The organism is Thermoanaerobacterales bacterium, assembly GCA_030019475.1.
In the GTDB taxonomy this organism is placed as follows: Bacteria; Bacillota; Desulfotomaculia; order Desulfotomaculales; family JASEER01; genus JASEER01.
On sequence record JASEER010000052.1, the window covers coordinates 1 to 11,204 of the forward strand.

Below are 11,204 nucleotides of genomic sequence, written 5' to 3' on the forward strand. Positions count from 1 at the left end.
CCCCCCGTCGAGGAGTCTTTGCGACGGGGGGCCGGGGTGTGCCATAGCAGTAACTGTACACTCTGGCCCACTCCAGGAGTTCGCCCCGGGACACCATGGCCGCAAATTCCGTCTCGGACTTAAAATAATAGTGTTTTCCTTCGACCTCTCCCGCCCGCGGCGGGCGGGTGGTCGCCGAAACCGACAGCAGGGCACGCGGAGAACGTTCACACAAAAGGCGGCAAACAGTGCCCTTCCCCGCCCCCGACGGACCGGAAATAACGACAAGAAGCCCCGGCACTTGTTACTTAACCCTCTTCGCCCTCGCGGATCTGTTCAAGCTTACTTGTCAACCGGTGGGCCACGGTCTCGGGCTGCACGGCGGAAAGGATGACATGGTCCGAATCGGTGATGATCACCGCACGGGTCCGCCGGCCGTAGGTCGCGTCAATCAGCATCCCCCGGTCACGGGCCTCGGTAATAATGCGCTTGATGGGTGCCGATTCCGGGCTGACAATGGCCACAATCCGGTTAGCCGAAACGATGTTCCCGAACCCGATGTTGATCAGTCTGATATCCACCTGAGTCCCTCCTTTTTTAGCTCATCCAGCCTACTCCACGTTCTGTACCTGCTCGCGCACCTTTTCCAACTGGATCTTCAGTTCCACCACCAGCTTGGCGATGGCCTCGTCCTGGGCCTTGGAACCGATCGTGTTAACCTCGCGAAACATCTCCTGCGCGAGAAAATCAAGGCGCCGCCCGACCGGGCCCTCGGCCGCCAGGCAGTCCCTCGCCTGGCGCAGGTGGCTGGCCAGGCGCACCAGTTCCTCGGTGATGTCGGCCCTCTCGGCGAAGAAGGCGACCTCCTGCGCCAGCCTCGCGGGGTCTATCGTCAAATCCCCGGCCAGTTCCTGCAGGCGCTGTTCCAGTCGCTCGCGATAGGCGGCCGCAACCTCTGGAACGCGTTCCTTAATCCGAGCGGCCATATCCTCCATCTCCGCCAGGCGGGCATCCAGGTCGGAAGCGAGGACAGCGCCCTCCTCCCGCCGCATCACCACCAGGCCGCCGCAGGCCTGGCGTAAAGCCTGCTCGATGGCGGGCCACCACTCCTCGGGTTCGGCCTTCGGCTCGTCCGGGAGAAAGATTTGGGGCATGGCGATCAGATGATCAAGCGAAATCACTCCCGAGAGCCCCAAATCGCCCTGTAGGTCCTTCATTGCCTTATAATAAGCCAATGCCAGGTCCTTGTCAACTTTTACCGCAATCGGCCGTCCTTCTCCCTCATCCACGTTGAGGAAAACATCCACCCGCCCCCGGGAGATGTGCTCCAGAACCACGCGGCGGATACGGTCCTCCAGGGCCATCATGGAACGAGGCAGCCGGACCACGACCTCGCTGAAGCGATGGTTGACCGCTTTCAGTTCAACGGTAAATTTCCGATATGGTTCCTCCGCCTCCCCGCGGCCATACCCCGTCATGCTTTGCAGCAGATCTATCACCTACCACTTCTGAGAGCTAACCCTGTAATCTCCCCTGCCACCGCCGCGAGACGGTCCATACCCTCCCGGATGCGCTCCATCGAGGTGGCATAGGACAGGCGTATAAACGTGTCATCGCCGAACGCCACCCCCGGCACCACGGCTACGCCGGCGGCCTCCAGCAGGACGGCCGCCAGGTCGGTGGCGTTGTTAAGCGTCCGCCCCCGGAAGCTGCGCCCGAGCAGCCCCCGCACGCTCGGGAAAGCGTAGAACGCTCCGCCCGGACGCGGGCACGATACGCCGGGTATTCCGGCCAGGCGGTCCAGGATGTATTCCCGCCGCCGGGCGAACTCCTCCACCATCTCCCGTACCGGCTCCTGCGGCCCCTCGAGCGCGGCCGCCGCAGCGGCCTGGGCCATGGATGCTGGGTTTGAGGTGCTGTGGCTCTGCAGGGCGGTCATCGCCTTGGCCACATCCCGCGGCGCGGCGGCGTACCCGATGCGCCAGCCGGTCATGGCGTAGGCCTTCGAGACGCCGTTGATGACCACCGTCCGGGCCTTGATCTCCGGGGCCAGCGAGGCCAGGCTCACGTGTTCCAGCCCATCAAAGATCAGCTTTTCGTAAATCTCGTCGGCAATAACGTGAAGATTGGGTGCCTGAAGAACGATCTCCGCCAGGGCGGCCAGTTCGTCCCGGCCGTAGACCGCGCCCGTCGGGTTGGATGGGCTGTTCAATATCAGGATGCGCGTCTGAGGCCCGAGAGCCTCGCGCAGCGCGGCCGGCGTAAGCTTGAAGCCGTCTTCCATCCGGGTGGGCACGAGCCGCGGCGTAGCCCCGGCCAGCTTTACCTGCTCCAGGTAGCTGACCCAGTAAGGGACGGGAAGGATCACCTCGTCCCCTTCCTGGCAGAGGACCTGGATGGCGTTGTAAAGGGAATGCTTCGCCCCGACGGAGACCACGATCTCCGCCGGATCGTACTCCAGGCCGTTTTCCCGTTCAAGCTTCCCCACGATGGCCCGCTTGAGAGCCGCGGTGCCCCCGACGGGGGTGTACCGCGTCTGGCCCTGTTCGATCGCCCGGCAGGCCGCCTCGCGGATGTGCGCGGGCGTGTCAAAATCAGGCTCGCCCACGCCGAAGTTGATGACGTCGGCGCCCTGCTCCGTCATTTCCTTGGCCCGGGCGTCGATCGCCAGAGTAGGGGAGGGGGCGATCCCAAGGGCGCGTGCGGAAAGTGGCATCGGATGATTCCTTCCTTTCTTTAGTCCGCCATCATCGTTCCAAGACCGGGACATCGCCCGGTTCTTTTTAGAACCTTACCGGTTAGAACCTCACCGGCCCCAGCCTCTCCCGCAGGCGGCGCATGGCCTCCTGCAGCCGGGCGTCGGGGACGGTCAACGAAAGGCGGAACCAGCCCTCGCCACGCGTCCCGTAACCCGGACCGGGAGTGATCACCACCCCGGTCTTCTCCAGGACTTCCTCGGCAAACGAGGCCGACGTGTGCCCGGCCGGAACGGGCGCCCAGATGTAGAAGGTCGCCCCGGGCGTCGCCAGGCGCCAGCCGAGGTCGTTCAAGGTCCCCACCACAAGGTCCCGCCGCGCCTGGTAAATCCCCCGCAGGTCGGCGGTTCCTTCCTGCGGTCCCCGCAGCGCGGCGATGGCCGCGTATTGCACGGCCTGGAAGGCCCCCGAATCCAGATTGGTCTTCAGCCGCCCGAGGGCGCCGACCGCCCCGGCGTTCCCGGCCGCCCAGCCGATACGCCAGCCGGTCATATTGTACGGTTTGGAAACGGACCCGAACTCTATGGTCACGTCCTTCGCTCCCGGAACCTGCAGGAGGCTGGGCGGACGTTCGTTGTCATAGTAAATCTCGGAATAGGCCAGGTCGTGCGCGACCAGGATCTCATAGCGGCGCGCGAAATCTACGACCGACGTGAAGAAATCCAGGTTCGCCACCGCGCCCGTGGGGTTGTTGGGGTAGTTGAGAAACATGATCCGCGCCCGCCGCGCCGCTTCCGGCGGGATGGCGGCAAGGTCCGGCAGGAACCCGTCCTCGGGGTGAAGGGGGACATAATAGGGTTCCCCCCCGGCGAGGATCGTGCCCTGGTTGTAGACCGGGTAGCCCGGGTCGGGGATCAGGGCGATGTCACCGGGGTCCAGGTAGCACCAGGGAAGGTGGGCGATGCCCTCCTTGGATCCGATAAGGGAGACAACCTCCGTGGCCGGGTCAAGGGTCACCCCGAAACGGTCCTCGTACCAGGCGGCGACGGCCTCCCGGTAGGCGCGCAGGCCTACCGATGACGGGTACTGGTGGTTAGCGGGGTCGGCGACACGGCGCTGGGCCTCGGCGACGATATGCCCGGGAGTGGGCAGGTCGGGATCGCCGATGCCCAGGCTGATGACGTCTACCCCCTCCCGCCGCTTCTGATCGATCAACTGTTCGATCCGCGCAAACAGGTACGGGGGGAGATTCTCAACACGTTTCGCTTCCTTAAATAACAACACCGGTTCCTCCTTGACTGTACTCCTTCCGGGCGGGCGGGAACAACCGTTTACATCGGGCTCAGGCGGTAAATGCTCCTTTGCCAAGAGCCGTTCCCGCGGCTCCGCAATACCGCCCCTCAAATACCTTAACCGCCGGGCCGGTCATATAGACGTGCCCGTCCCCGGCCCACTCGATCTCCAGGACTCCGCCCGGGAGGTGGACGCTCACCCGCCGCCCCGTCAGTCCGTTCAGGTTCGCCGCCACGGCGACGGCGCAGGCGCCGGTGCCGCAGGCCAGGGTCGGACCGGCGCCGCGTTCCCAGACCCGGACACGGACGGCCTCGGGGCTCAAAAGCTGCACAAACTCGACGTTGGTCTTGCGCGGGAAGGCCGGGTGCGTCTCCAGGACCGGTCCCAGGGTTTCCAAGGGCACGGCGTCGAGATCGGGAACAAAGATCACGCAGTGCGGGTTCCCCATCGAAACGGCGGTGACGTTGAAGGTCCGCCCGCCCGCGGCCAGCGGTTCGTTAACCGCCCGCCCAGGGGAGCCGGCCATCGGTATGTCGTCCCGCGAGAGGCGGGGCGGTCCCATGTCCACCCGCACCCTGGCCGGTTCACCGCCGCCGGCGGGGATAACCTCGGGAACCAGCACCCCGGCGCCGGTTGCGATGCGCAGCCTCGGCTCACGCGCGCCGCCCGTCTCGAAGAGGTAGCGGGCTACACAGCGGATGGCGTTACCGCACATCTCGGCCTCGCTGCCGTCGCTGTTGAAAATGCGCATTTCGGCATCGGCGCCGGCCGCCGGAAGGATGAACACCAGGCCGTCGGCGCCGATGCCGAAATGCCGGTTGCAGACCGCCCGGGCCAGTTCCCCGGGCGCGTCCGCCAGGCCGTCCCGGCGGGCGTCGACGATCACGAAGTCGTTGCCGAGCCCGTGCCACTTCATAAAAAACAACGTTTGGTCACCTCGATAAGGCACGCTTGCCTGCATCAGTCCAGGCCTTTTGCCGCCCCCAGGCGGATAATCTCCAGCACGAGCCTGGCGCTGGCCACGAGGTCGTCCAGCCGCAGGAACTCGGCCGTGGAATGCACCCGCTGCATGCCGCAGGAGAGGTTGGCGGTCGGGATGCCGGAGGCGTTGAAGACGTTGGCGTCGCTGCCTCCCCCGCTCTGCTCCAGGCGGGGGGTTATGCCGAGCCGCTCCATAGCCCGCCGCGCCAGGGTGACCACGGGAGCGTCCGGCGGGAGACGGAAGGACTCGTACAGCGTCTCCACCTCGGTCTGTATTTCGGCCCCGCTTTCGCGGACGGCGGTTTCCAGGCCCTGGAGAATTTCCTGCGTCATGGCCGCGCGTTTGGCGTCGTCCAGGCTGCGTGACTCCCCCTCGACCGTCACCCGGTCGGGAACGATGTTCGTCGCCTGGCCGCCCCGGATGACCCCGATGTTGGCCGTTGTTTCCGGGTCGATCCGGCCCAGCCGCAGCCCGGCGATTCCCCGCGCCGCCGCCTGGATGGCGTTGATCCCCTCCTCCGGGCAAATGCCGGCATGCGCGGCCCGCCCGATCACGGTCGCCACCAAGCGGTCCTGTGACGGCCCGCGGACGATCACCTGGCCCGGGGGCCCCTCGCTATCCAGGATAAACCCCATCCGGGACTGCAGGCGGCCGAACTCCAGGTGTTTGGCTCCCAGGAGGCCGACCTCCTCGGCCACGGTGAACACAATCTCCAGCGGCGGATGGGCTTCGCCCCCGGCCTTTATGACCCGGACGGCCTCCAGGATGGCGGCGATGCCCGCCTTATCATCACCGCCAAGAATGGTGTCGCCGGCGCTGGTCACCACCCCGTCCCGCACCCGGGGCCTGACCCGTCTCCCCGGCTCCACCGTGTCCATATGGGCCCCGAGCAAAATGGCCTGCCCCTCACCGGGCAGACGGGCGATAAGGTTTCCCGCGTTGCCGTTGACGGCCCTCGCCGTTTGGTCTTCCTCGACGGTGCAGCCCAGTTCCCGCAGGCGGCTCTTCAAGTTATCGGCTATATCCCGTTCCTGGCGCGAAAGGCTGTCAATGCGCACCAGTTCCAGGAAGCTTTCGGCCAGCCGTTCCCGGCTAACCAACGGCCACACCTCCCGCCAGCTGTTCCCGGGCCAGGGCCGCTCCCCGTTCCAGGGCGCTCCGGTTGACGGGGATCAGGTTATGCCGCCGCGGGGGCAAGACCTTGGCCAGGGCTGCCACGGCCGACTCCAGGACGACGACGCCGGTCACCGCAATGCAGGCCCCGAGAAGAACATTGGCGGCCACGCGACTCGAACCCAGATCTTCGGCAATCTCATTGGCCGGGATCGCGAGCACCCGTACGTCACGCCTGCCCACGCGGTTTTCGACCAGGGAACTGTTAATAATAATCAGTCCTCCCGAAACAACATTCGGCGCAAAAGCTTCAAGTGAAGGCTGATTCATCACTATCAGGCAGGTCGGCTCCGTGACCAGGGGGGAGCTTATCGGGGTATCGGATACCGTGACCCCGCAGTTTGCCGTGCCGCCCCGCATTTCCGGCCCGTAAGAGGGGATCCACGCCACGTGCTTGCCCTCCTCCATCCCGGCGTAGGCCAGCAGCTGGCCCGTGGACAGGATGCCCTGCCCGCCGAACCCCGCGATCAGGATTTCCTCTAACACGCCGTTTCACCCCCCTCGCTGAACTCCGCCGGTTTCTTAAACTCGCCCAGGGGGTAAACCGGGAGCATGTTTTTCTCCAACCAGGCGAGAGCCTCGACCGGCGAAAGCCCCCAGTTCGTCGGGCAGGTTGAGAGGACTTCAACCAGACTGAAGCCCAGGCCCCGTTGCTGGACCTCAAAGGCCGTCTTGATCGCCCGCTTCGCGCGGAGTACGTTGCCCGGGTTGTGTACCGAAACGCGGGCCACGTAGACCGCTCCCTCCACAGTGCTCAAAAGCTCGGCCATCCGCAGGGGGTAACCGGCCGTCTCCTTGTTCCGGCCAAAAGGAGTGGTGGTCGTTTTCTGGCCGAGGATGGTCGTGGGCGCCATCTGCCCTCCGGTCATCCCAAACACGGCGTTATTGACAAAGATAGTGCTGATCCTTTCCCCGCGGCTGGCGGCGTGGACGATTTCGGCCGTGCCGATGGCCGCCAGGTCACCATCCCCCTGGTAGGTGAAGACGAAACGGTCCGGCAGGACGCGCTTGACGCCGGTGGCCACCGCCGGGGCGCGGCCGTGGGCCGCTTGGATCATGTCCACGTTGAAGAAGTCGTAGGCGAAGACGGCGCAGCCCACCGGACACACCCCCACCGTCTTCTCGCGCAGCCCCAGTTCATCAATAGCCTGCGCGACCAGGCGGTGGATGATGCCGTGGGTGCAACCGGGGCAATAGCTGAAGGGCTTATCGGTCAGCGCCTGCGGCCGTTTAAAAATGGTTCTGGCCACCCGCCGACACCTCCATCACCTTTTGTAGTTCGGCGAAGACCTCGCGCACCGTGGGCACCGTCCCGCCCGGGCGGCCGTAAAAGTGAATCGGGAAACCGCCGTTGACGGTCAGGCGGACATCCTCGACCATCTGCCCCAGGTTCATTTCTACCACCAGAAACCGCTCGGCCCTTCCGGCCCGGAGAAAGGCCTTCTCCGGGAAGGGCCACAGGGTGATGGGGCGGATCAGGCCTGCGGCGATACCCGCTTTCCGGGCCCGGTCGACGACCGCCTTGGCGATGCGCGCCACCGTGCCGAAGGCCACCAGGACCGTCTCGGCGTCTTCGAGGCGGTACTCCTCCCAGCGCTGTTCGGCGACCTTCATCGTGTCATACTTGGCCGCGAGGGCCCAGTTCCGTTCCTCGTTCACCTCGGGCACGATGTAAAGTGAATTGATGATGTTCGGCTGCGTGCGGCCGCCCAGGCCGACGGTCGCCCACGGTTTCGGCGGCGGCGACGGCAGGGTCCCCTCTTCCATTTCGACGGGCTCCATCATTTGCCCCAGGATCCCGTCGCCGACAACCATCACCGGGTTGCGGTACCTGTCGGCGAGGTCGAAGGCCTCCTGCATCATCTCGATGATTTCCTGCACGGTGGCCGGGGCCAGAACGGACATCCGGTAATCCCCGTGCCCGCCGCCCCGCGTGGCCTGGAAATAGTCCCCCTGGGAGGGGGCAATGTTTCCAAGGCCGGGGCCCCCGCGCATGACGTTGACGATCACGCAGGGCAGTTCGGCGCCCGCCATGTACGATATGCCCTCCTGCATCAGGCTGATCCCGGGGCCGGACGAGGAGGTAAGCACGCGTGCCCCGGCCGCGGCTGCGCCGTATACCATGTTGATCGCGGCCACCTCGCTCTCCGCCTGCAGGTAAACGCCGCCGATCTCCGGGAGGCGCCGTGCCAAAAAATGCGGGAGTTCAGACTGGGGCGTGATCGGGTAACCGAAGAAGTGGCGGCAGCCGGCCCGGATCGCCCCTTCTCCGAAGGCCTCGTTACCCTTCATTAACACTCTCGACATCGACTTCTTCCCCCCTCTCCACGGCGACCTCGATAACCACGTCGGGGCACATCCAGGCGCAAACGGCGCAGCCCGTGCACCGTTCCTGTTCGTAAACCGTGGCCGGATGGAAGCCCGTACTGTTAAAGTGCTCGGCCAGGACGATGATCCCCCGGGGGCAGAACTTGACGCAGATTCCACACCCCTTGCAGCGTTCCTCGTCAAATGTTACGCGGGCCAATGTCTTTCCTCTCCCTTTAGGTTACATCCAACCCTGATCTCCGGTTTCCCAAAACCGGTTGCTCAATCCCCGTGCTCCCAACTCTCCCACGGCGGACGCATGTACAGCGTCAAGGGAAGCACCGGCACATCCAAAACTTCCGTCACCGCCGGGGCGAGGTCGGCCCGCGCCGCCGCGAAGGCTACCGGCCGGCCAAGGGCGCCGGCCGCCGCATCGACCACCTGCCGTCCTTCCCACAGAGTGCGGGCGTCGGTGGCCGGACCCAGGTTGGCGTTGTTCACCAGGCAACTGACCCGCACCCGCGACGCCCGCTCCACCGCGGCGACCATCCGCAGGATATCCGGTACCGTACGCGTGTAAGGCCGGTAGGGGTTAACCACAAAAAAGACGGCGTGTTCATCAGGGAGAAGGTACTCGCGGTAGCAGCCCAGGACCGTCGCCCCAACATCATCCCCGCCCACGTCAAAGACGCCCCAGCGGTCTCCCCCCGTCAGGACCCCGAGGATGGCCGGCATCAGAACAGGGATATCGGCCTGGACCATCTCCGGCGGCGGACAGATCACCTGGAGGCCCGGCCTTTCCAGGCGTTCCCGGGCCAGACGGGTACGGAAGTAAGGGTTGACAATGTCCAGGTCCACCAGGGCCACCGTTCGTGGGCCGACAAGCGACAAGGCGGTGTTGACGGCCACCTCGGTCTTGCCGCTGCCGAGGTTCCCAACGAAGATATTGATACGCTTTAATCCAGGAACACGCGGCTTGTCTAGCATGGCTTCGTTACCTTCGGCTGAATTCCTCCCGGTTTCTTCCCAAACGGTCGAGAAAACGGAGTAAGCGGTTCCGTTCGATGATAACGCTCAGGGAATAGCGTTCCGTTAATAAATGAAGCCCGAGCAAGACCAGAACGATGATCCCGCGGGTCGGCAGGTCCAGCAACCAGACCGCCGACAGGCCCAGAGTGACTCCGAGAACGTTCGACCCCGCGTCTCCCATCATTGCCCTGGCCCGCAGGTCCAGCGGGAGGTAGGCCAAAAGACAGCCGGTCACGGTGGCCAGGAAGAACAGCCGGGGATCGCCCCAACCCGCCACCGCCAGCAAACCGGCCGCAAGGAGGTAGGCCTTGCCGGCCCGGCCCGGCCGCAAGTCCAACAGGTTCAGCGTGTTGGCGGCCAGGGCGATAAGCAGGGTGTTCACGATGACCTCGCGCGCAGGCGCGGTGCTGACGCTGGCCAGGAAGGCGATCACCACCCCCCCCAGCGCCTTTAGCGCGCCGGTGGTCAGCTCCCCCCGCAGGAGGCGTCCGAAATGGCCCTTAAGGCCGGATGTCGCACGCGAGCCGAACACGTCGTCGATAAAGCCCAGGAGGGCCATGCCTCCCGTTACCAGGAGAAAGACCATCAGGTCGGACCGGAAGCGCGCGGCGTCCACCAACAGGTAAGTCACCGAGAAAACCAGTGTCGGCGCCAAAAAAAATACAAGGCCGACCCCTAAGGGAATGGCCCGGCCCTGGTAGTTTTGCCGGACAAAGCCAGCTGCGGCCGCCATCTCTTTAAGCATGGGCAAGATGATCAGCGCGGTGATAAAACCCAGTATGAAGAAGAGGGCGATAAACACGCCTTACCTTTCACCTCTTGGGCCGTAACGGCGGTAACAATGCCAGAATGTCCGGGCGATATCCGCGAACTGTCGCCCCCGGTGCCAAAAACCGGCCAAGTCACGTCCGGTCTCCCGGTGCGTCATGTTCGTGGGAACCTCCCGCACGCGCAGGCCCGCCCGCGCGGCGGCGATGGTCATCGCCACCTCGGCGCCGAAACCCGGGGCAAGGGGCAGAATCGAAGGCGCGACATTCTTGCGCAGGGCGCGCTGCCCCGAAATGGGGCTTTCCATCTCCAGGCCGGTGAAGTACCGTATGCCCCGGCGGGCCAGGCCCTTCACCAGCCCGAACCCGCCCTTCCGCCGGGCGCGGGGAAACCGGGCCACCGTAAGATCGGCCTTCCCCGCCAGGATCGGCAGGATAAGCTTGCGCGCCTCCGCCGCGCTGGCGCCGAGGTCGGCGTCAAGCAGCACCAGGATATCCCCCCGGGCCTCTCGGATACCCCTGGAGAGGGCGGCTCCCTTTCCCTGATTGAAATCCTGCCGCACCACCCGCGCCCCTGCGGCAGACGCTTCGGCCGTCGTTTGATCGCTGGAGGCATCATCAACCACCAGGATCTCCTCCACCTCTGCTATGCCGCGTACGGCGCGGATCGTTTCCCCGATCCGCCCGGCCTCGTTATAGGCCGGAATGATCACACTGACCCCCTTCAACGGGAGGCATCCTCCTCGGTGGCGAAACCGGGGAGCAGGCTCTCAGCCGTTTCCTTGACGCCGTAGTTTCCCGGCTGGCCGGCGATCGCCGCCACCAGGGCGAACTGTCCGGCCACGGTGTCGATATTGTCCACCGTCGCCGTGCAGCGGCGCTGGTAGTCTTTCATATAAGAGAAGGGTACGGATGTTTCCTCCACGCCGCATACGGAGATTTTATTCTTGGCAAAGATATCGAGCAAGGGTATGTCCA

At 65.1% G+C, this 11,204-nt stretch carries 15 protein-coding genes; all 15 read right to left on the bottom strand.

The annotated features are described in order from the left end of the window. Positions 1-280 (bottom strand): guanylate kinase (locus QMC81_10750; protein ID MDI6907945.1); only part of this gene is annotated, 280 nt, incomplete at its 3' end. 7 nt (positions 281-287) lie between these two features. After that, complete coding sequence (locus tag QMC81_10755) at positions 288-560, bottom strand: DUF370 domain-containing protein (protein ID MDI6907946.1); 273 nt, start codon at positions 558-560, stop codon at positions 288-290. Between the two features lie 30 nt (positions 561-590). After that, complete coding sequence (locus QMC81_10760; protein MDI6907947.1) at positions 591-1,478, bottom strand: YicC/YloC family endoribonuclease; 888 nt, start codon at positions 1,476-1,478, stop codon at positions 591-593. Then, positions 1,475-2,695, bottom strand: coding sequence for a pyridoxal phosphate-dependent aminotransferase (locus QMC81_10765; protein MDI6907948.1), 1,221 nt, complete (start codon positions 2,693-2,695; stop codon positions 1,475-1,477). The genes QMC81_10760 and QMC81_10765 overlap by 4 nt, the downstream gene beginning before the upstream one ends. Before the next feature lie 82 nt (positions 2,696-2,777). Further along, entirely contained in the window at positions 2,778-3,956 is a 1,179-nt protein-coding gene (locus tag QMC81_10770; protein ID MDI6907949.1) for an LL-diaminopimelate aminotransferase, read from the bottom strand. Between the two features lie 61 nt (positions 3,957-4,017). Beyond that, positions 4,018-4,893, bottom strand: coding sequence for a diaminopimelate epimerase (gene dapF / locus QMC81_10775; GenBank protein ID MDI6907950.1), 876 nt, complete (start codon positions 4,891-4,893; stop codon positions 4,018-4,020). A gap of 35 nt (positions 4,894-4,928) precedes the next feature. Next, entirely contained in the window at positions 4,929-6,050 is a 1,122-nt protein-coding gene (locus tag QMC81_10780) for a M20/M25/M40 family metallo-hydrolase (GenBank protein ID MDI6907951.1), read from the bottom strand. Next, positions 6,043-6,609 carry a 2-oxoacid:acceptor oxidoreductase family protein gene (locus QMC81_10785; GenBank protein MDI6907952.1) on the bottom strand — a complete coding sequence of 189 codons (567 nt, stop codon included), beginning with the start codon at positions 6,607-6,609 and terminating at the stop codon, positions 6,043-6,045. The genes QMC81_10780 and QMC81_10785 overlap by 8 nt, the downstream gene beginning before the upstream one ends. Beyond that, entirely contained in the window at positions 6,603-7,373 is a 771-nt protein-coding gene (locus tag QMC81_10790; protein ID MDI6907953.1) for a thiamine pyrophosphate-dependent enzyme, read from the bottom strand. The genes QMC81_10785 and QMC81_10790 overlap by 7 nt, the downstream gene beginning before the upstream one ends. Next, positions 7,354-8,430, bottom strand: a complete 1,077-nt coding sequence (locus tag QMC81_10795) for a 3-methyl-2-oxobutanoate dehydrogenase subunit VorB (protein MDI6907954.1) — start codon at positions 8,428-8,430, stop codon at positions 7,354-7,356. The genes QMC81_10790 and QMC81_10795 overlap by 20 nt, the downstream gene beginning before the upstream one ends. Beyond that, positions 8,405-8,650: a 4Fe-4S binding protein gene (locus QMC81_10800; protein ID MDI6907955.1), complete on the bottom strand. Its 246-nt coding sequence runs from the start codon at positions 8,648-8,650 to the stop codon at positions 8,405-8,407. The genes QMC81_10795 and QMC81_10800 overlap by 26 nt, the downstream gene beginning before the upstream one ends. A gap of 62 nt (positions 8,651-8,712) precedes the next feature. Further along, entirely contained in the window at positions 8,713-9,417 is a 705-nt protein-coding gene (locus QMC81_10805; GenBank protein ID MDI6907956.1) for a hypothetical protein, read from the bottom strand. 7 nt (positions 9,418-9,424) lie between these two features. Then, positions 9,425-10,261, bottom strand: coding sequence for a UDP-N-acetylmuramyl pentapeptide phosphotransferase (locus QMC81_10810; protein MDI6907957.1), 837 nt, complete (start codon positions 10,259-10,261; stop codon positions 9,425-9,427). Between the two features lie 3 nt (positions 10,262-10,264). Further along, entirely contained in the window at positions 10,265-10,954 is a 690-nt protein-coding gene (locus tag QMC81_10815) for a glycosyltransferase family 2 protein (protein MDI6907958.1), read from the bottom strand. Beyond that, positions 10,951-11,204: copper transporter (locus QMC81_10820; protein ID MDI6907959.1), on the bottom strand; the 254-nt coding region annotated here is incomplete at its 5' end. The genes QMC81_10815 and QMC81_10820, both read right to left, overlap by 4 nt.

Bases quoted from the DNA above. Each gene is read 5' to 3' on its own strand.
- QMC81_10795 (MDI6907954.1), bottom strand. From the start codon at position 8,430: ATGTCGAGAGTGTTAATGAAGGGTAACGAGGCCTTCGGAGAAGGGGCG.
- QMC81_10765 (MDI6907948.1), bottom strand. From the start codon at position 2,695: ATGCCACTTTCCGCACGCGCCCTTGGGATCGCCCCCTCCCCTACTCTG.
- QMC81_10805 (MDI6907956.1), bottom strand. From the start codon at position 9,417: ATGCTAGACAAGCCGCGTGTTCCTGGATTAAAGCGTATCAATATCTTC.